This is a genomic window from Bacteroidota bacterium, from assembly GCA_039111535.1.
Taxonomy (GTDB): Bacteria; Bacteroidota; Rhodothermia; order Rhodothermales; family JAHQVL01; genus JBCCIM01.
In genome coordinates, this window is sequence record JBCCIM010000014.1 from 39,330 (window position 1) to 60,976 (window position 21,647).

A 21,647-nucleotide genomic window follows, 5' to 3' on the forward strand; every position below is an offset into this window, starting at 1 on the left:
TATTAAAAGGCAAGGCTAAACAAGGTAGTTACTTTGTGCAAAATCGTGTATTTTGGCGCGAATAACCCACACTTTACCCTATGGACGCAAAGCAATGGACGCTGGTTGAGCACCTTTTTGAAGAGGTGAAGCAAGTGCCTGAACCCGACCGTAACGGGTTCTTGTTGAAGAAAAGCAAGGGAGACGAAGCCGTGGTCGCTGAGGTAGAGGCATTGTTGGCTGCGGATCCCGATGTTAATACTTTTTTTGAAGACTTTCAGGAGGCACTTTTTATCAAGCCTTCAACAGCGGCAGTGCCTGTGATTTCCAGTACCGAAGACCCGTTGCTTGGCCAGTTGATTGCGCATTATCAGGTTGAGGAAAAGATTGGAGAAGGAGGCATGGGTGTTGTCTATAGAGCCCGTGACACGCGGCTTAACCGTTCAGTAGCGCTCAAAATTCTCCGCCGGGATATTGGCAAAGATGAGGCGATTAGAAGGCGTTTTCTCACTGAAGCACGGGCAGCTTCAGCGTTGAGCCATCCCAATGTGGCTACAATTTATACCGCTGAGCCTTTCTCAGAAGAGCAGCTCATGATTGCCATGATGTTTTGTGAGGGCGGTTCGCTGAAAGCGCGGATTAACCAGGGTCGCATGGAAGTATCCGAGGCCGTGGAAATTGCAGGGCAAATTGGAAGAGGCCTGCAAGCAGCCCACAAAGCCGGCGTTGTGCATCGGGATATCAAGCCAGGCAATTTACTCTTTGATGGATCAGGCAATATCCGGATCGTTGACTTTGGCATTGCGCGGTTTGAAGGGGATACCAGGCTTACGCTTACCTCACACGCTATGGGGACGCTCTCTTACATGTCTCCTGAACAAGCCGCCGGGAAAGCTGACCACCGGGCGGATATCTGGTCGTTGGGTGCTGTGTTATACGAGATGCTAACTGGACAGCCGCCATATGCGCAGAACCAAACGCATGCTATCCTCTATGCGCTTGTGAATGAACCGGTCGTGCCTGTTTCAGCATTCAGGCCTGATTTGCCGGCCAGGCTTGAGGCAATCTTGGGCAAAGCGTTGCAGAAAGATCCCTCGTTACGCTACGCAGATTTGGGTGCGCTGCTTGACGACTTTGAGCAATTGAACCAGAAGTCCGCTCCTACACCAAAGCAAGTGCCCGTGTCTACGAATTCGCATCATGTACCGCGTGTTGCCGAAGTGTCAGACGAACAAAGCGGCCCCATTACAATTCTGGTGGTTGATGATGAGCCGGATATTGAACTCTTGATTTCTCAGCAATACTACAAGAAAATTCGCGCTGGTGAATGGAAAATTGAGTTTGCCGAAAACGGCGCGCAGGCGCTAGAGCGCATCGACGCGAATCCAGACATTGAAATTGTGCTGACAGACCTGCACATGCCTGTGATGGATGGGCTCACCTTGCTGGGCAACTTGCATGAAGGCGGGTACCCGCTCAAGGCACTGGTGTTGTCGGCATACGGAGATATCCTGAACGTCCGACGTGCCATGAACCTGGGGGCCTATGATTTTCTATTCAAGCCCATCGAATTTGATGACCTTGAGCAGACCATCTATAAAACCCACAAAGCAGTTCAATTTCAGCGGAAGATGTCCCGCTCGCACACCCGGCTAACCGGACTTGAAGGCGACCTCGCGCTTGTGAAGCGGATGCAGAAAGCCGTCTTGCCGGCGCAGCTGCCTGAAAGTGATGAGGTAAGCGCATACGCTTACATGTTGCCCGCGCAAGAAGTGAACAGTAACTTCTACGACCTCTTTTATCTCAACGACGACCAGCTTGCCTTTTTTATTGGCAACGTCACAGGAGAAGGATTCCCGGCGGCTATGCTGATGTCTACCAGTCGTACGTTGTTGAAAGCGGATGCCCAGCGTGCTTTCCCGCCGGCATCGTGTATGCGCACACTCAATGACCTGGTACTTCCGGAACGCCTTGGCGATCAGTTTGTGACGGCGTTTTATGGAAACCTGAACCTGAAAACAGGGCTGTTGACGTATTGTAATGCCGGCCACAATCCGCCGCTTGTTGTACGTGCCTCAGGTGAAGTAGAGCAGTTGAGTTGGGAAGGCAGTATTGCCATTGGCGTGCAAAAGGAAGTTGTGTACACTGATCATTCAATTTCGCTGGCTGAAGGTGACGGACTATTCTTATATACAGAAGGGTTAATCAAAAATGCCGCTGAAGACGGTGCTGTGCTCGATGTTGATGGGCTCAAAGCCATGCTGAAAACACAAGCCGGCATAAAACCTTCGCGTTTGATACGCCAGCTTATTCGGGATATGGGTGCAAGTCCTGCTGGCGCTATTCATGACCTTACCGTCATCTCGCTGCGCAGGGAATCGTTGTTGTAGTGTATTAGCCGGCTCCTGAATATGCCTGTAGTAAAGGGAAAAGATGGCAGGCGCCCACTATTAGCTGGAAATGTAGTACTTTAAGCGCCCGCCTTGGACTATTTACTTCATCCAAACATTGTTATGACTTACGCTATCCGCAAGCTGTTTTCATTTGGTCTTGTAGTCTGTTTGTCCCTTGGTTTGTCTGCCTGCACGCCTAAAGAAGCCGGCGATAGCAGTGGTTCTGATATTCCGGTGGCAACGGTTGGGGTGACGGTACTCACGATGACACATCCTTTTTTTCTGGATCTGGTTGAAGAACTGAAAGCGGAAGCTGAACGCAGTAACATTGAAGTCGTCCTGGTGTCTAGCGAGTTTGATGTGGCGCGTCAAAAGGATCAGATGTCTGACTTTATTGTGCAGCAAGTTGATGCTATTATCCTGTGCCCGTCGGATTCCAAAGCGATAGGCACAGCGATCCAGGAGGCCAATGCTGCCGGTATTCCCGTTTTTACGGCTGACATTGCCGCCCTTGTTGATGACGTGGCTGTTGTTGGTCACATCGGTATTGATAATTTTAATGGTGGCGTGATGGCCGGGGAGACTGCTATTGAAGCCCTGGGAGGCGCAGGGAAGGTAGCCATTGTAGACCATCCTGAAGTAGAGTCGGTGATTCAGCGTACCAGCGGATTTTTGAAAGCGCTGTAAGGTGCAAGTGATGTCGAACTGGTATCGCGTCTGCCGGGTGGGGGATCCATGGACAAATCGTTCAAGGCAACAGAGGATATGCTCCAGGCACACCCGGACCTGGACTTGATTTTTGGGATCAATGACGAAACAGCGCTGGGTGCGTTGGCGGCAATTGAAAAAGCCGGCAAAGCCGGTGAAGTACAAGTGATTGGTTTTGGCGGGAAGGTGGAAGCAAAGAAGGCTGTGGATGAAGGCAAATTGTATGCAGATGTAATCACGTATCCCCGGCAGATTGGCGCCCGATCTATTCAGGCGGTGGTTGCATACATGAATGGGGAAACCGTGCCGGCAACGCAACTCATTCCAACAGAAATGTACCGGCAAAATACTACCGCTGAGTAGTTAGAAAAAAACTGTATTATCGGTTAATTCACGTACAAAGCCGGTTTAAATTGTAAAGATCTTGTGAATCATTTCTTAGGCTTTGTAAAAAAGACTCCACAGGATGCCTAATTTAATTAGGCAATGATGCAATTTTGCAATAGTTACTATTGCTTAAGTGTTTGTCAGGTGAACATCGTTAAGTGAAAGCGGTACCGAAAAATGTCGTTTGGAGTTAACGCTGTTAAGGGATCGTGATTCATGCTATTTGCACAAGAAAGAGCGATTCAGTTAATTCATGTCGAACCACGAGCAACTGCTCCAACACTGACCAGACTCATGCTGAACGCAGCCATCGCATATAGCAAACGCAATCAGTACCCCGCCGATGGGGTTGCTATCAAGGGTGTGCGGAATGAAATGGTCGCTGGTGGGATTGATGTATCAGGATTCTCCTCTGTCGCCAAAATCCTTAGCGTAAGGATTCGGGGGATTATTCTACTTATCCTAATTATCAACCTAATTATTATTGGATAGGAAATGATCGATCCCAACGCACTTCAAGACAAAGCATAGTCGCAATCGTCACAAAGCGCTGGGACTGATCTAACCCAGAAAGCTGACGAGAACTATGCCAGAATACAGTCCAGGAATCATTCCCTCGCAAACAGGAGACGGCGCATCCTCTGCCGTTCCCGATGCAGAAGTTTCTTCGAAACCCATGACCGGTGCAGAGATCTTTGTGCGGGCATTGGACGCACAAGGCGTTGAGTATGTCTTTGGGCATCCAGGTGGAGCGGTAATCAAAATTTATGACGAGATAGCCCGCGTCAATCCCCGTTTCAAGCACATCCTCGTTCGCCATGAACAAGGGGGCACGCACATGGCAGAAGGCTATGCCAAAGCAACTGGGAAGGTGGGCACGGTCCTCGTTACCAGTGGTCCCGGTGCCACAAATACGGTAACGGGTATTGCAGATGCCTACATGGATTCTATCCCGATTGTTGTTTTCACGGGACAGGTGCCAACCAGCCTTATCGGTAATGATGCGTTTCAAGAGACAGACATTATTGGTGTTACGCGTAGCATTACCAAGCATAGTTTTCAGGTTCGACGCGTAGAAGATTTGACGCGGACCATTCGCGAGGCCTACCACATCGCAAAAACAGGCCGGCCAGGCCCTGTTGTCGTTGATCTCCCCAAAGACATTTTATTTGCAGAAACGCCATTCACCTACCCGGATGATGTCGAACTTCGGGGGTATTCTACGGAGTTGAAGCTGAAGATGGAGCAGCTTACCCAGGCGGCAGACATGTTGAAGGCCTCGGAAAAACCACTCCTTTATGTGGGTGGCGGTACCTTGAATGGCAATGCCACAGCAGAATTGGCCGCTTTTGCAAGGAAATTGAACGTACCGGTTACGACTACACTCCACGGCTTGAGTGCTTTCCCTGAAAATGACCCACTATCCGTAGGCATGCTGGGCATGCATGGCACCTGGTATGCCAATCAAGCTGTGCAGCATTGTGATCTCATTATGTCTGTTGGCGCTCGGTTTGACGACCGCGTGACCGGGAAACTCGATTCGTGGGCACCTCACGCAAAAGTAATCCATATCGACATTGACCCTTCTTGCATTTCGAAAAACGTGCCAGTGGATTGCCCGATCCTGGGTGATGTGAAAGACGTACTGGAAGCGATGTTGCCGATGGTAGAGCGGAAAGACACAACCGAGTGGCTGGCGCAAATTGATGTGTGGCGTGAAGAATGCCCGCTTGATTTTGAGCGTGATGGAAAGCTTCGGGCGCAAGCGGTGATCGAAGCTTTGCGCGAAAAATCTGAAGGTAACGCCGTGGTACTGTCAGATGTTGGACAGCACCAGATGTGGACGGCCCAGTACTTTTCCTACGTGCGGCCGCGGTCTCACATCACGTCTGGTGGTCTGGGTACAATGGGTTTCTGCTTGCCGGCAGCCATTGGGGCTGCATTTGGATTGCGCGGCATGGGCGAGGTGGATGTACCTGTTATATCTGTAAGTGGAGATGGCGGCTTTGTTATGAATGCACAGGAGCTCAGTGTAGCAGCTGCACACCGGTTGCCGCTCAAAATCATCGTCATCAACAACCGATTCCTCGGTATGGTGCGGCAGTGGCAAGAGCTTTTTCATGGGAACCGCTATAGCCACACAGATCTTAGCGATACCAATCCGGATTTTGTCAAGCTTGCTGAAGCAAACCACTGCGTGGGTATTGCGGCTTCAACGCCGGCAGAATTGAAAGATGCCATTGATAAAGCCTGGGCAATTAACGACCGGCCTGTGCTAATCGAGTGTCAGGTGGAAAAAGAAGAAATGGTATTCCCGATGGTGCCAGCTGGTGCTTCTACGGGAGACATGATTACAGAACGATTTTCAAACGACCATGATGTCTGATTTAGCCCCACGTTTTAAAGAGAAGAAGAGCAAACCCATGTCAGATATAACGTTGACACCCCAGCAGATATTTCGTAAAAATGCCGCCGGCGAGCCGCTCAATGACAAAGATGAGCCAGAACTGCGCCGGCACATGATCAATGTGATGCTGGAGAACTCTATTGGCGCGCTCAACCGCGTGGTCAACCTGTTCTCTGCACGTGGCTTTAGCCTGGAAAGCGTTGCTGTGGGTAAAACCGATGATCCTACGCTTTACCGTATGACGCTGGTCACCAAAGGCACCACGCGGAAAATTGAGCAGGTCCTTACCCATCTGGGTAACCTGATTGATACCGTTGAAGTGGAAGATTTGACTGACCTTGAAACCGTCGAGCGTGAGTTGTGCCTGCTCAAAGTGCGCTACACAGAAAAGAACCGCGCGCAGGTGATGGACATCATGAACATTTTCCGAGGCAAGGTCATCGACATAACCCAGGAAAGCATGAGTTTTGAACTCACGGGACCCGCAAAGAAAATCAACGCCTTTGTTGGTATGATGCAGCCTTTTGGTATCGAAGAATTGCATCGCAGTGGCCGCGTTGCCATGCGCCGGGCGCTGATTCACGGAGGCTGAGTACCTGAAATGAGCAACGCATCAAACGTTGCGATATTACCCACCCGACTGCCGTTGCGCAGTCGTAATCACAACATTTAAAAGGACAAGTAGAAATGGGAGTAAAGGTTCATTACGACGCAGACCTGGATATCATCCTCGAAAAGAAAGTAGCTGTCATCGGATATGGCAGTCAGGGGCATGCACACGCACTCAACCTGCGCGACAGCGGGGTTGATGTTGCTGTTGGCTTGCGCGATGGATCGCGTTCAGCTGAGAAAGCCCGCGAAAAGGGCCTGGATGTGAAATCAATTGCTGAAGCAGTTCAGTGGGCAGATGTGGTGATGGTGCTTATTCCCGACCAGCACCACAAGCGTACGTACGAAGCAGACATCAAGCCTCATCTCACGGCAGGCAAAGCCCTTGGCGTAGGACATGGCTTTAGCGTCCACTACGACGAAATCAAGCCGCCGGCTGATGTTGATGTCTTTATGGTGGCGCCCAAGTCTCCGGGACACCTTGTAAGGCGCGTGTACGAAGAAGGCGCTGGCGTCCCTTGCCTCGTAGCAGTTGCCCAGAATCCGTCTGGTGGCGCACTACCCCTGGCGTTGAGCTACGCAAAAGCAATTGGCGGCGCAAATGCTGGTGTCATTGAAACCACGTTCAAAGACGAAACGGAAACGGACCTCTTTGGCGAGCAGGCTGTGTTGTGTGGTGGATCTGAAATGCTCATCCGCGCTGGTTTTGAGACGCTGACAGAAGCGGGCTACCCACCTGAGTTGGCGTATTTCGAAGTGCTGCATGAGCTCAAGCTGATTGTCGACCTGTATTACGAAGGTGGACTCGCCTATATGAACTACTCGATCAGTGATACAGCTGAGTACGGTAATTATTCGCGCGGCCCTCGCCTGATTACGGATGCTGTGCGGACAGAAATGAAAGCGATCTTGTCTGAGATTCAGTCCGGGCAATTTGCGCGTGAGTGGATTGCAGAATGTGACGCCGGCTGGCCGAACTTCGATGACATGAAACGTGATTCTCGCGAACATCCTATTGAAAAAGTCGGCAAGAAATTGCGCGGTATGATGAGTTGGCTTCGCCCAAACAAAAAAGCCGACACCGCAGACTCTCCTGTTAGCGCCTAGGTTGAAGACTGATGACTGAGCAGATGAAAACATTCCGCATTGTAACATTGCCAGGCGATGGCATTGGGCCCGAAGTTGTTGCTGAAACCCTGCGTGTTTTGCGTGCAGTCGGCGAGGCAACCGGGTTTGGGCTGGAAGTATCAGAGCATCTCATCGGTGGTGCTGCCCTTGATGCCACGGATGACCCGTTTCCTGCAGTGACCGCTGAGGCTTGTCTGGCTGCTGATGCAGTACTGATGGGCGCTGTTGGCGGCCCAAAGTGGGATCACTTTACAGGCAGTAAGCGCCCAGAGAGTGGGTTGCTGGCCCTGCGCAAAACACTCGGCACGTTTGCCAACTTGCGTCCGGTCTCCGTACCTGCTGCACTGGCTGCTTCCTCGCCATTACGCGAAGAGCGGGTGACCGGTACAGATATGTTGATTGTTCGGGAGTTGACGGGCGGCATCTACTTTGGCGAGCCAAGAGGCCGGCATGCAGCCGAAGCAGGACGCTGGGCTGAAAACACGATGGTGTATGACGAGCAGGAAATTGCGAGGATCGCACACGTCGCATTCACCTGGGCGCGTCGCCGGCGCAACAAAGTCACGCTGGTGGACAAAGCCAACGTACTCGTTGTATCGCAACTGTGGCGCGAAGTTGTTGCCGAGGTACACGAGGCATCATACGCTGACGTTGAATACGATTTGCTGTACGTAGACAATGCTGCGATGCAGGTGGTAATCAATCCGAGACAGTTTGATGTGGTTGTTACGTCCAACCTGTTTGGTGATATCCTGTCAGATTTAGCTGCAACGCTGCCGGGTTCGCTTGGCATGCTGCCTTCTGCCAGTGTTGGTGGGAAAGTCGGTTTGTTCGAACCTGTCCATGGCAGTGCGCCCGATATTGTTGGGGAAGGAAAAGCCAATCCGCTTGCTACGATGCTTAGTGGCGTAATGATGCTCGAAGAACTGGGTGAGCAGGCAGCTGCTGAGGCCATTCGGGCAGGCATCGACGACGTGCTGGAAGACAACTGTCGGACACGTGATATGTGGCAAGAGGGACAACAACTTGTCACTACCCGGGAAATGGGTCAACGGGTAATTGAAAAGGTAACACAACGTCTCGCGCGCGTCCCCGCCTGATATTTTTGAATCTGCATGCACTAGCGACAAATACATGAGCAATCAAGTATACATATTCGACACGACCTTGCGGGATGGCGAGCAGGCACCAGGTGCCTCGATGTCACTCTCTGAGAAAATTAAAATCGCGCACCAGCTTGCAAAGCTGAATGTCGATATCATCGAAGCAGGCTTCCCGATTTCCTCCCCGCAAGACGCTGAGTCTGTCAGGCAGATTGCTGCCGAGGTCTCAGGTCCGGTAATTTGTGCGCTTGCTCGTGCAACTGATGCAGATATTCATGCTGCGGGAAAGTCGCTCGTGCCGGGTAAAAACACGCGCATCCACACATTTATTGCAACAAGCGATATCCACCTCGATGCCAAGTTCAGCAGCCCTCGATTTGGCAGTACGATGGCGGAGCGTCGCAATACGGTTGTGAAAATGGCAGTGGACGCCATCACGTTGGCGCGGACCTACACCGACAATGTTGAATTCAGCGCTGAAGACGCTGGGCGTACCGACATCGCTTACCTCTGTGACATGGTTCAGGCCTGTATCGAAGCCGGCGCAACCACCATCAACCTACCGGATACGACAGGCTATTGTACACCCAGCGAATATGCCTCCATTTTCAAACAGGTGATCGAACGGCTCAAGCCGGCAGATGACATCATCTTTTCAACCCATTGCCATGATGATCTGGGGATGGCAGTAGCCAACTCACTGTCTGGTGTTTTGGCTGGCGCGCGGCAGATTGAATGCACAATCAATGGTATCGGAGAGCGTGCCGGCAATGCTTCACTGGAAGAGGTTGTGATGGCGATGAATGTGCGCGCAGAGCGGTTTGGTGTGCATACAAACATCAACACACGCGCCCTTATGGAGTCGAGCAATATGGTGCAGATTGCATCCGGATTTGCGGTGCCGCCCAACAAGGCCATTGTGGGCAAAAATGCGTTCAGCCACGAAGCTGGTATCCACCAGCATGGCGTGTTGAAGAGCCGCGAAACGTATGAAATCATGCGGGCAGAAGACGTGGGACAAGATGCCGAGCAGATTCGACTTGGGCGACACTCCGGCCGGCATGGATTCCTGAGCCGGCTCGAAAAAATGGGCCTCGAAGTGCCTGAAGAATCGCGCGATGAACTGTATACCCGTTTCCTCGCACTGGCTGATCAAAAGAAAGAAATTTTCGAGGCAGACCTGTATGACCTGTACCACGAAAAAAACTCCTTAAATAAACCCGATTATGTCCTCGAGAAAATGGAGGTCCGTGTTGATACGGGCACCGCAGCACGCGCTTCGGTCACCATTTTCCATACCCGGATGAAAGCGTTCCACACAGAAACAGCAACCGGAGATGGCCCGGTCGAGGCGCTGTACCGGGCAATTAATCACGCTGTTGGTACCGCGCACGAACTGATAAGCTATTCAATTCAGTCGATTACGGAAGGAGCTGATGCCGTTGGGGAAGTTCGCGTGTTCACAGGTACAGACAACCAACAATTTTCAGGTGAGGCAAAAAGCACAGACGTGTTGAAAGCCTCTGCAGAAGCCTACCTGGCATCGCTCAATAAGCTGGTTGCTGGTAAGCGTGATGAGGCTAACCAGAACTTTATTGCTGGTGGCATCATCGACTCCTTCGACAGAATTCAATAACCGATTGGTAAGTAGCCAGCCGGCCCCTTAAGAGACAAGCGAATGACGATTACAGAAAAAATCATGGCTCGCAACGCGGGCAGAGACCGTGTAGCGCCAGGTGAAAATATCTGGATTGATGTAGACGTATTGATGACCCATGACGTATGTGGTCCACCTACCATCGGAATTTTTAAACGCGAGTTTGGTGAAAATGCAAAGGTGTTTGACCCCGAGAAGGTTGTGATTATGCCGGATCACTACATCTTTACAGCTGACATGCACGCCAACCGGAATATCGAAATTCTGCGTGCATTTGCGAAGGAGCACAACCTCCCGCATTATTACGATGTGGGCACAGACCGCTACAAAGGTGTATGCCACATTGGCCTTGCTGAAGAAGGATTCAACCGTCCTGGTACGGTACTGATTGGTACCGACAGCCATTCCTGTACATCGGGTGCTTTTGGCATGTTCTCAACGGGCGTTGGCAATACAGACGCAGCCCTCATTATGGGGACTGGCAAAATCTGGGTTAAAGTACCAGAGACCATGAAGTTCGTCTTTAATGGTAGCCTGCCACCATACCTGATGGCAAAAGACCTGATTTTGACCATCATTGGCGATATCGGGTGTGACGGCGGTACGTATCGTGCGCTGGAATTTGATGGCGAGGCCGTGTTTGACTTGTCGATGCAGGAGCGGATGACCCTTACCAACATGGCGATCGAAGCCGGCGGTAAAAGCGGCATTATTCCTCCAGACCAGGTCACCTTTGACTACGTGCAGGCCCGGACCAACGCTACGTTTGATCCGCTGTACAGCGACGACAACGCAAACTACCACTCTGTACGCACCTACGACGTGTCCCGATTGGAGCCCGTTGTCGCAAAACCACACAGTCCGGACAATAAGGCCACGGTTCGTGAAGTAGAAGGCACGCGCCTCGATCGGGCTTACATCGGCAGTTGCACCGGTGGTAAACTGGAAGACTTTGAGGCCGCAGCGCGCATTCTGAAAGGGCAGGAGACACGTATTCCAACTTTCATCGTGCCGGCCACCACCGAGGTCGCCCGCGACTTGCACACCAGCATGGTTGATGGCGAATCCATCTATGATATCTTTATTAATGCAGGGTGCCAGATTGGCCAGTCGAGCTGTGCAGCTTGCCTGGGTGGCCCCAAAGATACGTTTGGACGGACACACGGAGAAGAGGTGGTCATCTCAACAACCAACAGGAATTTTCCTGGCCGGATGGGCTCCAAGCAGTCTTCTGTATACCTGGCTTCTCCTTTGACGGTGGCTGCTTCAGCAGTGTCAGGTGTGATTACAGACCCACGCGAGGTCCTTGTATAATTAAAAGTTGAACGGGCCTGGTGCCCGAAACAGAAAGAGCAATGAAAGAAATTATTGAAGGCCTCGCATACGTACTGGGTGACTCCATAGATACGGATCAGATGATTCCTGCTGAACATCTTGTGTATAGTTTGTCTGATCCGGAAGAGCGGAAGAAATATGGCCAGTATGCCCTGAGCGGTGTGCCCGTAGGCAAGCAGGGGCTCCCGTATGGCGACAAACCGTTTACCGAAGAAGGATCATATGAGAGCCCGTATAAAATCATTATTGGCGGTTCTAATTTTGGATGTGGCTCATCCCGCGAACATGCGCCGTTTGCGTTGATGGTTGCCGGCTGTGAAGCAGCAATTGCAGAGAGCTTTGCCCGTATTTTTTATCGCAACTCCGTATTTGGGGGTTTTCTGGTGCGTTTTGAACGGCGCCATAAAATAAACGACCGTATCAAAACAGGTGACAACCTTCGCCTTGATACTACGCTTGGAAAACTGACCAACCTGACAACAGGAGAAGAGTTTTTGCTCGATCCACTAGGTGAGGTGGCAGAAATTCTCAAAGCTGGCAATGTGTTTGAATACGCGCGGCAAGCCGGACTCATGAACACATAGCGCGCCCCTTTCCTTTACACCGTATAAACTCCCCTAGCCATGGCTAATCACATCGAACTATTTGATACCACCCTGCGAGATGGTACGCAGGGAGAACACGTCACCATGTCCGCTCAGGACAAAATTCGTATCGCAAAACGGCTTGACCTCATGGGGATTGATATTATTGAGGGCGGCTGGCCTGGATCCAACCCAAAAGATCAAGAGTTTTTTAGCAGGGCCCGCGATGAAGATTTCCAGCATGCACGCATTTGTGCTTTTGGTTCAACCCGTCGTGTGCAGTTTGCGCCGGAAGATGATCCGAACTTGAAGGCCATGTTGCAGGCCCAAACACCGGTTGTATCCATTTTTGGTAAAAGCTGGACTTTGCACGCCGAAGTGGCGCTCGGCGTTACCTTGGCTGAGAACGTTGACTTGATCCGGTCGTCTGTAGCGTATTTGAAATCGCACGGTAAACACATCGTGTACGATGCTGAGCACTTTTTTGACGGGTACAAGGAGCATCCATCATATGCACTTGAAACCCTCCAGGCCGCAACAGAAGCGGGCGCCAATGTACTCGTATTATGCGATACCAACGGGGGAACGCTTCCTATGGAGGTGTACAACATCGTGGGAGAGATTGTGCGGAAGTTTGACATTCCGATTGGGATTCACACGCACAACGATGGCGCATGTGCCGTTGCCAATACCTTGATGGCCGTTGAGGCCGGCGCAACGCACGTCCAAGGTACAATCAACGGCATTGGCGAACGGTGTGGTAACGCAGACCTGTGCGCAGTCATTGCTGATTTGCAGATCAAAATGGGTTACCAATGCGTCGATCCAGCCCAGCTTGGTACGCTGGCTGATATGAGCCATTTTGTCGATGAAGTCGCTAACCTGGATCCGGTAGATCGTGCAGCATTTGTAGGCCGAAGCGCGTTTGCGCATAAAGGCGGCATCCATGTGTCGGCGGTAATGAAAGAGCCGCGCGCATACGAACACATTGAACCGGAAATTGTTGGCAACAAGCGCCGCGTACTGGTTTCAGACCTCTCCGGACAAAGCAATGTGCGCTACAAAGCTGAGGAGCTGGGTATTGCGCTTGCTGAAAAAGACATCGCCAAAAAAGCGGTGCAGCGCATCAAGGAGCTGGAGCATCTTGGCTATGAGTTTGAGGGCGCGGAAGCTTCCTTTGAACTTTTGCTCAGAACCATCAAAGGAGATGCTGCCGAGTTCTTTACACTTGAGCGGCTCCGCGTCCGTAGCGAAGACGGACAGGCTGACCGGGCGTTTTCAGAAGCTACGCTGGCTGTGAATGTACATGGTCACCGTACGTTGGTAGCGGCTGAAGGGTTGGGGCCGGTTGATGCCATGTCCAACGCACTTCGTGAGGCCCTTGTTGGCTTCTATCCGGATTTGCTTGATGTACGACTTGCAGACTACAAAGTACGCGTGCTGACGCCAGAAGAAGGCACAGCCGCCAAGGTTCGGGTGCTTATCGAGCACAGGACCAATGCGAGTAATGGCTGGCATACCGTGGGTGTGTCGAACAATTTGCTGGATGCTAGCTGGCAGGCTTTGTCAGACGGGATTCGCTACCACCTGATGACCACCAATGCCACGGTTGCCGAGCGCCAGACTGCACCTTATCAGGCCCGCCATACAGCGCGTGCCGCCGCGGCCGTCTAGTCGGAATACTCCTGCAGCCGGCTTGGGGATGTAAAAGGGCCGGCTTCGGGAGCAAGGATATTCTTATCTGTACAGCTTAAGACGAACTGCACAATGCATGTCAATTGATATGCGTGCAGCCCCCCGCCAGGGTCACACCGGGCGGGCACCGCTGTCCTTTAAGATTATAGATTCCTTGTAATGACATCTTCAGGTTTTAGGGTACCCCAGGATCTTCCAACCGATAGTTTATATAATCACGCGTTTGAACACGATGCTTGTGGTGTGGGCTTTATTTGCTCAATCCACAATACACAGAGCCACGATATAGTCCAGCGAGGGCTGCAGATTCTAGAAAATCTCGACCACCGCGGTGCAACAGGAGCTGATCCTGATACGGGAGATGGTGCCGGCATTCTAGTGCAAACACCGCATCGATTTCTGCGCACCGTCGCCGCTGAAGCAGGGATTAACCTGCCAGAAATGGGGGCTTATGGCGTCGGGATGGCTTTCTTGTCAAAGGACAAAAAAGCTTTTAGTCAGCAAGAGGCTGTGATCGAATCTGTTGTTGAGGCTGAAGGTCTGCGTTTTCTGGGATGGCGCGCAGTACCTGTTGATAGCACGGCGATTGGAATAGCAGCACGCGAGACAGAGCCAGCAATGCGTCAGTTCTTTGTCGGCTGGGGCAGTACAGAACTCGCTGTTAATGCATTTGAGCGGAAACTCTTCTTAATTCGCAAGCTAATCGAAAATAAAATCAGGAAGGAAGATCAAGCTGGGGCTGACGATTTCTACCTGACAAGCCTTTCGAGCCGGACGCTGATTTACAAAGGCATGCTCACCACCCATCAGTTGAGCACGTACTTTGCCGATTTGAATAATCCGCTCTTTGAAAGTGCACTGGCGATGGTGCACTCTCGATTCAGTACCAATACTTTTCCACACTGGTCTTTGGCCCAGCCATTTCGCCGGATGAGCCATAACGGTGAAATTAACACCTTGCGTGGCAATATCAACTGGATGAAGTCGCGACAGGCTTTATTTGATGCGCCGAAGTTTGGCGGTGATATTTCTCGGCTGCTGCCCATTCTCGATGAGGGTGCGAGCGACTCGCAGGTGTTTGACAACGCGCTTGAGCTTATCTGCCACTCCGGCCGTTCCTTGCCGCACGCTATGATGATGATGATCCCGGAGGCGTGGGAGCATAACGATAACATGGATCCGGCAAAGAAGGCGTTTTACAGTTACCACAGCTGCCTGATGGAGCCTTGGGACGGCCCGGCAACAGTGCCATTTACCGATGGCCGCTATATCGGCGCTGTCCTCGACCGTAATGGGTTGCGACCATCCCGATTCACCGTAACGAAGGATGGCATTGTTGTCCTGGCTTCAGAAACCGGAGTGCTCGATTTTGATCCGGCTGAGATTGTTCGCAAGGGCCGGCTTCAGCCTGGTAAAATGTTTTTGGTGGATTTAAAAGAGCAGCGAATCATTGAAGATGAAGAAATCAAAGCAACCATAAGCAACAAGGCGCCATACGGCGAGTGGCTTGCAGAGAGTCTGATTCACCTGGATGATCTGCCAGCAGCAGCAGAGGTGCCGGCTGTGCGTGCGCGAGAGACGTTGCGCCGCGACTTGCATCTTTTCGGCTACACCCGGGAAGACCGTGATATTCTGATGCCACCTATGCTGTTTAATGGCAAAGAAGGACTGGGGTCGATGGGTGACGATACGCCGCTTGCAGTGTTGTCTGAGCGGCCACGGCTGCTGTATGATTATTTCAAACAGCTCTTTGCACAGGTAACCAACCCGCCACTTGATGCGATCCGGGAAGAAATAGTAACCTCACTCTATACGAATCTTGGCGCACAGCACAACCTGTTTGCAACGGGGCCGGATAGCTGCCAGCTGCTCCGACTCAAGCACCCGATTTTCTCGAACAAAGACCTTGCACGCCTCAAAGCCAGCACCCGCGATACGCTGAAGTCTACAACCATTCCAATGGTTTTTGATGCAGCTAAAGGCGGAGAAGGACTTGAGGCCGGCCTTAAAACCATGTTTGCTGCAGCATCTGAGGCAATTGATGCCGGCACATCGATTCTAATCCTGAGTGATCGCGGATGGACAGATGATCTGCTACCCATTCCTGCATTGTTGGCTACTGCAGCAATGCAGCATCATTTGATTAATACGGGAGATCGCTTTAAAACCAGCCTCGTTATCGAAAGTGGTGAGCCCCGCGAAGTCCACCATTTTTGCACGCTGATAGGATATGGCGCTGATGTGATTAATCCGTATGTCGCATTTGAATTTGCTACAGATGTGATTGCTGCCGCCGGTGCAGATACTGCATTGGAGCAAGCTCACAAAAATTACATCAAGGCAGTAGGAAAAGGCATCTTGAAGGTAATGTCTAAAATGGGCATTTCAACGGTGCAAAGTTACCAGGGCGCGCAGATTTTTGAAGCAATAGGCATCGGCCGCGAAGTGATTGATCGCTACTTTACCAACACGCCTTCGCGTATTGGTGGTATTGATCTCGATGTGATTGCTGAAGAGGTAAGCCGGCGCCATGAATACGCCCTGCACAAAGCCGGCAATGTAGCGCATGACCTGGATGCAGGCGGCCGCTACCAGTGGCGCCGTGATGGCGAACATCACCACCTCAACCCGCTCAGCGTTGCAAAAATTCAGCAAGCTGTCCGTGATAACGATCCTGACACCTATGCTGACTATGCGCGAATTGTAAACACGGAAAGCCGCAAGCGCGGCACGTTGCGGGGCTTAATGGCGTTTCGCAAAGACGTGACGCCAATCCCGATTGAAGAAGTTGAGCCGTGGACGGAAATTGTGAAGCGGTTCAAAACGGGTGCGATGTCCTACGGATCCATTAGCCAGGAGACCCATGAAACGCTCGCCGTCGCCATGAACAAGCTTGGCGGGAGGAGCAACACCGGCGAAGGCGGTGAAGATCCAGAACGTTACAATATCAACAGTCCGAAGCGTAGCCGCATCAAACAGGTGGCTTCCGGAAGGTTTGGCGTGACCATTTCGTATCTCGCCAGTGCGGATGAGATACAAATTAAAATGGCGCAGGGGGCAAAGCCCGGGGAAGGCGGACAATTACCAGGAGAGAAGGTGTATCCATGGATCGCAAAAACGCGGCACTCAACACCATACGTTGGTCTCATTTCGCCGCCGCCGCACCATGACATCTACTCAATTGAAGACTTGGCGCAGCTCATTTTTGACTTGAAGAATGCCAACCCGGAAGCCCGGGTGACAGTGAAGCTGGTTTCTGAAGTTGGCGTGGGTACCATTGCTGCCGGCGTTGCAAAAGGCAAAGCGGATGTGATTCTGATTAGTGGAAACGATGGGGGTACGGGTGCATCACCGCAGACAAGCCTCATGCATGCCGGCATTCCGTGGGAGTTGGGGCTATCAGAGACACAGCAAACCCTGACCCTGAACGGCCTCCGCAGCCGCGTAAAGGTTGAGTGTGACGGACAACTGAAAACCGGACGCGACGTCGCCATTGCCTGTTTGCTTGGCGCAGAAGAGTTCGGCTTTGCAACGGTGCCGCTGATTGCTATGGGCTGCATCATGATGCGGAAGTGTCATTTGAATACCTGCCCGGTTGGCATCGCAACCCAGGACCCGGTACTGCGCGCACGCTTTACAGGGCAGCCTGAGCACGTTGTCAATTACTTCTACTTTGTTGCACAGGAGTTGCGGCAGTACATGGCGGAACTGGGCGTGCGCACCATTGATGAAATGAAAGGCCGGGTTGAACTGCTTGAAGCTGATGTGGATGAAACGCGCTGGAAGGCAAAGCACGTTGATCTGGCGCCGATCCTGAAAAAAGTAGAAACGCCGGCATTCCTCAAGCCATACCGTACTGATGACCAGGACCATGGCCTCGATAGTGTGCGCGACCAATGGTTGATTGAGAAAGCTGCCCTTACCCTTAAAAGCGGTGCGCCTGTCACCATTCGTACCGCCATAAGCAATCGGGACCGCACGTTTGGTACCATGCTGAGCAACCGGGTTGCCCGAAGATTTGGGCTGGATGGCCTGCCTGATGGCACGATCAACATCGAGTGCAATGGGTCTGCGGGGCAGAGCTTTGGCGCGTTTGGCGTCAAAGGGCTCCGGTTGCAACTGGATGGGGATGCCAATGACTACTTCGGCAAGGGCCTATCCGGGGCCACGTTGGTTGTTCGCCCGCAGAAATCTGCCGGCTTTGTTGCCGAAGATAATATTATCATAGGCAATGTGGCACTCTATGGCGCTACCAGCGGTGAGGTCTTTATCAGAGGGAAAGCCGGCGAGCGGTTCTGTGTCCGGAATAGCGGCGTGACAGCTGTTGTTGAAGGCGTGGGCGATCATGGATGTGAGTACATGACAGGCGGCAAAGTTGTTGTCCTCGGTGCAACCGGAAGAAACTTTGCCGCAGGGATGAGCGGGGGCATTGCCTATGTGTTTGATAAAGCCGGAACCTTCGCTGGCTCGTATTGCAATACGGAGATGGTTGACCTCGAGAAAGTGTCGAGCAAAGAGGAAGTGGCTTTCCTGAAAAACCTCGTCACTGCCCACCATAAATACACCGGGAGCGCTGTTGCTTCAGAAGTGCTGGCTTCATGGGAAACGGCCTTGCAACAGTTTGTGAAGGTGATTCCAGTTGAGTACAAAAAAGCGTTGAAACGCCTGGAAGAACAGGCTGATGATTCCATGGCTGCATCCGTTGCAGCCTGACCACCCACTGAATTGACGCTGTTTCTCGTGAATGCTGCTTGCGCAGCTGTAGGCGAGGAACGCGGTTTTGATGCTTGAACCTAGATTTTGAATAGAAACATGACCAAAGATAAAACGCGCGGATTTCTTCAGTTCAAACGGACGTTGCCGAAAAAAAGGGCCGTTGAAGAGCGCTTGCAGGATAGCAAAGAGATTTATTATCCCTTTCCTGAAGAGTATTTGATTCAGCAGTCTTCTCGTTGTATGGATTGTGGGGTGCCTTTTTGCCATGCGGGTTGTCCGCTTGGTAACAAGATTCCTGAATGGAATGACCTGGTATTTAAAGAGCGGTGGCAAGAAGCGTATCACAAGCTGGCCTCCACCAATAACTTTCCTGAATTTACGGGCCGTATTTGTCCGGCGCCTTGTGAAGCAGCCTGTGTGCTGGGGATCAATGACGATCCGGTTACGATTGAGCAAATCGAAAAGGAGATTATCGAACATGCATTTGACGCCGGCTGGGTCGTGCCAGCAACACCTGAAGTCCGTACGGGCAAACGTGTAGCGGTAGTTGGTTCTGGGCCTGCCGGACTGGCGTGTGCTGCCCAGCTCAACGAAGCGGGGCATGCGGTAACCGTCTTTGAACGGGATGATAAACCCGGTGGGCTGTTGCAGTACGGCATCCCCGATTTCAAACTTGAGAAGTCCGTGGTCGCGCGACGTGTTGCGTTAATGGAAGCAGCCGGCATCGTATTCAAAACAGGCGTTCGGGTAGGCGAAGACATTTCTGTTGAGGAGCTCATGGCATTCGACGCTGTTGTGCTGTGCGTTGGTGCAACGCAGGCGCGCGATGTAGGTGCGCCCGGGCGCGATCTCGAAGGCATCCATCTTGCGTGGGACTACCTGTGGCAGCAAAACAAACGCGTTGCCAGCGAATCGTTTGACGTGCCGGCCATCGATGCAGCTGACAAAAACGTAATTGTAATTGGGGGCGGCGATACCGGGAGCGACTGTGTTGGTACAGCCAACCGGCAGGGCGCCAAATCCGTCATTCAGTTTGAGCTTTTGCCTACACCGCCCGAAGACCGGCCTGCGCATCAGCCGTGGCCTTATTACCCGATGGTGCTCCGTACCAGTTCTTCCCATGAAGAAGGCGCTGACCGCAAATGGTCGGTATTAACAACGAACTTCAAAGGCGATAACGGCAAGCTTACGCACCTTACGACCGTAAATGTTGAAATGGAGAAAGATGCTACCGGCAGGATGGTTTTGAATGAAATGGAAGGGACCAAGAAGCAATGGCCTGTGGATCTTGTTGTGCTGGCGGTTGGATACACGGGGCCAGAGAAGGCAGGTTTGCTCGACAAACTGGATGTGGTGTTAACAGACCGGGGCAATATCGATACGACAGATGGCTACGCAACGTCAGTGCCAGGCGTATTTGCGGCAGGTGATGGCCGGCGTGGGCAGTCGCTTGTTGTATGGGCCATTTCCGAAGGGAGAGAAGCTGCGGCTGCGGCTGATGCCTATTTGATGGAGGAAAGCCGGCTGCCCCAGAAAGGCGAAGGAGATATCCCATTCATTCGTTAGTGCGTTTTCGTGCGCCCCGATTGCCTAAAGAAACAAATTACGCTAATCATCTTATGATGCGGGCAATTAAAACTGTTCGCGTGCGATGCCTGTTGTACAAGAGAATCTTATCCCTCAAGAAAGAGAACCAGTGCCTGTGAGTGCGACCGATGTGGTGCGTGTTTTTGGTCCGGCCTCCCTGTCTAACCTGGGGCCGGGTTTTGATACCCTCGGCCTTTGCCTGGAAGGTGTAGGTGATGTCATTGAAGCACGGCGAGTGGAGACACCGGGTATCCACATTGTGTTGAATGAACATCCGTTTAGCGCGGGCATTACGCTTGATCCTGATAAAAATACAGCCGGTGTCGCTGCACGGATGGTCGCAGCACAACTCGGCTATACTGGTGGCCTGGAATTACGGATTCAAAAAGGCTTCAAGCCTGGGTCGGGTATAGGAAGTTCAGCAGCTTCTGCTGTTGGTGCTGCCTATGCCACGGGCGAGTTGTTGTCTCCAGGCATGAGTAAACATGAACTGGTAGATGCCGTGCTTGGTGGCGAGGCATTGGCCTCTGGTGCGCGGCATGGAGACAATGTGCTGCCGGCCTTGTTCGGTGGCCTCATGCTCGTCTCATCCAGTGATCCGAACCAATATCGAAACATAGAAATACCAGCCGGCTTGTGGATTGTGGCAATCTTGCCCGAAGTACAGGTACTGACCCGTGAAGCGCGGGCGATGCTCCCCGTCCAGGTACCGATGCAACACGCCGTAAATCAGGCTTCTTCGCTCGCTTTCATGATTGAAGCATTTCGTGCCGGCGATTGGGCGGAAGTGGGGCAGAGGATGATGGAAGATCAGTTGGCAGAACCTGTGCGGTCTACACTCGTACCATGCTACAGCCAAATCAAGGCGGCTGCTATGGCGGCGGGAGCATTCGGTTGCGCATTGACCGGTTCAGGCCCCGCGATGTTTGCCATTTCTGATAAGCATGCAGAGGCCCAATCTGTAATGCTTGCCATGCAGGAAGCCAGTCTTGCCACGGGCATCGCTTCATCCGCTTACCTCTCCAGGGTCAATGAGGGCCGGCGCCCCAAGTGGCGCTGTAGTTGATGGTGGCGGGGACGAGGGGGGCGATGATATCGGCTGTCTGACCGGCCTGGAAGTGCAGCGGGCCCAGGGGGAATTCGACATAGGCGTGGCGCAGCAGCAGGGCGTTTTTGTTTTCGGGGGTGGCGCCGTAAAAGTCGACCTCCAATTTGCCCCTGACGGCGGCGCGTTCGAGGTTGAGTCCCAGGCGCGTCTGGCGCGCCGTCAGACTCAGGGCGGCGCTCTCGCGACCGTCCCTTTGCGGCTTTACATAGACGATGTAGTTGCCGTGGCTGGAGATGGCGCTGTCGCGGGCC

General features: G+C 52.4%; 13 protein-coding genes and 1 pseudogene. 13 read left to right on the forward strand and 1 reads right to left on the reverse strand.

The features are described from left to right. Positions 1 to 80 precede the first annotated feature (80 nt). From AAF564_04090 to AAF564_04150, 13 genes and pseudogenes are all read left to right on the forward strand, one after another. On the forward strand, positions 81 to 2,369 hold the full coding sequence (locus tag AAF564_04090; protein MEM8484701.1) for a SpoIIE family protein phosphatase: 2,289 nt from the start codon (positions 81 to 83) through the stop codon (positions 2,367 to 2,369). 123 nt (positions 2,370 to 2,492) lie between these two features. Further along, positions 2,493 to 3,443 (forward strand): annotated as a pseudogene (locus tag AAF564_04095) (substrate-binding domain-containing protein). A gap of 700 nt (positions 3,444 to 4,143) precedes the next feature. Further along, positions 4,144 to 5,853 carry a biosynthetic-type acetolactate synthase large subunit gene (gene ilvB, locus AAF564_04100; GenBank protein ID MEM8484702.1) on the forward strand — a complete coding sequence of 570 codons (1,710 nt, stop codon included), beginning with the start codon at positions 4,144 to 4,146 and terminating at the stop codon, positions 5,851 to 5,853. Continuing rightward, on the forward strand, positions 5,843 to 6,466 hold the full coding sequence (gene ilvN / locus AAF564_04105) for an acetolactate synthase small subunit (protein ID MEM8484703.1): 624 nt from the start codon (positions 5,843 to 5,845) through the stop codon (positions 6,464 to 6,466). Before ilvB ends, ilvN begins: the two co-directional genes overlap by 11 nt. Positions 6,467 to 6,561: 95 nt before the next feature. Beyond that, positions 6,562 to 7,590 carry a ketol-acid reductoisomerase gene (gene ilvC, locus AAF564_04110; GenBank protein MEM8484704.1) on the forward strand — a complete coding sequence of 343 codons (1,029 nt, stop codon included), beginning with the start codon at positions 6,562 to 6,564 and terminating at the stop codon, positions 7,588 to 7,590. A gap of 23 nt (positions 7,591 to 7,613) precedes the next feature. Continuing rightward, entirely contained in the window at positions 7,614 to 8,711 is a 1,098-nt protein-coding gene (gene leuB, locus AAF564_04115; protein MEM8484705.1) for a 3-isopropylmalate dehydrogenase, read from the forward strand. Between the two features lie 34 nt (positions 8,712 to 8,745). Further along, the gene (locus tag AAF564_04120; GenBank protein MEM8484706.1) at positions 8,746 to 10,350 is read left to right on the forward strand and encodes a 2-isopropylmalate synthase; all 1,605 of its coding nucleotides are present in this window, start codon (positions 8,746 to 8,748) and stop codon (positions 10,348 to 10,350) included. A 42-nt stretch (positions 10,351 to 10,392) separates the two neighbouring features. Further along, positions 10,393 to 11,685, forward strand: a complete 1,293-nt coding sequence (locus tag AAF564_04125) for a 3-isopropylmalate dehydratase large subunit (protein MEM8484707.1) — start codon at positions 10,393 to 10,395, stop codon at positions 11,683 to 11,685. A 41-nt stretch (positions 11,686 to 11,726) separates the two neighbouring features. Next, positions 11,727 to 12,290 carry a 3-isopropylmalate dehydratase gene (locus AAF564_04130; protein MEM8484708.1) on the forward strand — a complete coding sequence of 188 codons (564 nt, stop codon included), beginning with the start codon at positions 11,727 to 11,729 and terminating at the stop codon, positions 12,288 to 12,290. 39 nt (positions 12,291 to 12,329) lie between these two features. Then, the gene (gene cimA, locus AAF564_04135) at positions 12,330 to 13,964 is read left to right on the forward strand and encodes a citramalate synthase (protein MEM8484709.1); all 1,635 of its coding nucleotides are present in this window, start codon (positions 12,330 to 12,332) and stop codon (positions 13,962 to 13,964) included. Between the two features lie 180 nt (positions 13,965 to 14,144). Then, positions 14,145 to 18,698, forward strand: coding sequence for a glutamate synthase large subunit (gene gltB, locus AAF564_04140; GenBank protein MEM8484710.1), 4,554 nt, complete (start codon positions 14,145 to 14,147; stop codon positions 18,696 to 18,698). A 99-nt stretch (positions 18,699 to 18,797) separates the two neighbouring features. Then, positions 18,798 to 20,267 (forward strand): glutamate synthase subunit beta, encoded by a 1,470-nt coding sequence (locus tag AAF564_04145; GenBank protein MEM8484711.1) that lies wholly within the window; start codon positions 18,798 to 18,800, stop codon positions 20,265 to 20,267. 85 nt (positions 20,268 to 20,352) lie between these two features. Next, the gene (locus AAF564_04150; protein MEM8484712.1) at positions 20,353 to 21,354 is read left to right on the forward strand and encodes a homoserine kinase; all 1,002 of its coding nucleotides are present in this window, start codon (positions 20,353 to 20,355) and stop codon (positions 21,352 to 21,354) included. On the opposite strand, the gene AAF564_04155 is transcribed toward AAF564_04150, so the two are convergent. Continuing rightward, on the reverse strand, positions 21,317 to 21,647 hold a 331-nt coding region (locus AAF564_04155), incomplete at its 5' end, for a hypothetical protein (protein MEM8484713.1). The genes AAF564_04150 and AAF564_04155 overlap by 38 nt on opposite strands.

What these genes read in the sequence shown, in the direction of transcription:
- AAF564_04145 (MEM8484711.1), top strand. Translation starts at nt 18,798, where the DNA reads ATGACCAAAGATAAAACGCGCGGATTTCTTCAGTTCAAACGGACGTTG.
- leuB (MEM8484705.1), top strand. Translation starts at nt 7,614, where the DNA reads ATGAAAACATTCCGCATTGTAACATTGCCAGGCGATGGCATTGGGCCC.
- gltB (MEM8484710.1), top strand. Translation starts at nt 14,145, where the DNA reads ATGACATCTTCAGGTTTTAGGGTACCCCAGGATCTTCCAACCGATAGT.
- ilvC (MEM8484704.1), top strand. Translation starts at nt 6,562, where the DNA reads ATGGGAGTAAAGGTTCATTACGACGCAGACCTGGATATCATCCTCGAA.
- ilvN (MEM8484703.1), top strand. Translation starts at nt 5,843, where the DNA reads ATGATGTCTGATTTAGCCCCACGTTTTAAAGAGAAGAAGAGCAAACCC.
- AAF564_04150 (MEM8484712.1), top strand. Translation starts at nt 20,353, where the DNA reads ATGCCTGTTGTACAAGAGAATCTTATCCCTCAAGAAAGAGAACCAGTG.
- cimA (MEM8484709.1), top strand. Translation starts at nt 12,330, where the DNA reads ATGGCTAATCACATCGAACTATTTGATACCACCCTGCGAGATGGTACG.
- AAF564_04130 (MEM8484708.1), top strand. Translation starts at nt 11,727, where the DNA reads ATGAAAGAAATTATTGAAGGCCTCGCATACGTACTGGGTGACTCCATA.
- AAF564_04120 (MEM8484706.1), top strand. Translation starts at nt 8,746, where the DNA reads ATGAGCAATCAAGTATACATATTCGACACGACCTTGCGGGATGGCGAG.
- AAF564_04090 (MEM8484701.1), top strand. Translation starts at nt 81, where the DNA reads ATGGACGCAAAGCAATGGACGCTGGTTGAGCACCTTTTTGAAGAGGTG.
- AAF564_04125 (MEM8484707.1), top strand. Translation starts at nt 10,393, where the DNA reads ATGACGATTACAGAAAAAATCATGGCTCGCAACGCGGGCAGAGACCGT.
- ilvB (MEM8484702.1), top strand. Translation starts at nt 4,144, where the DNA reads ATGACCGGTGCAGAGATCTTTGTGCGGGCATTGGACGCACAAGGCGTT.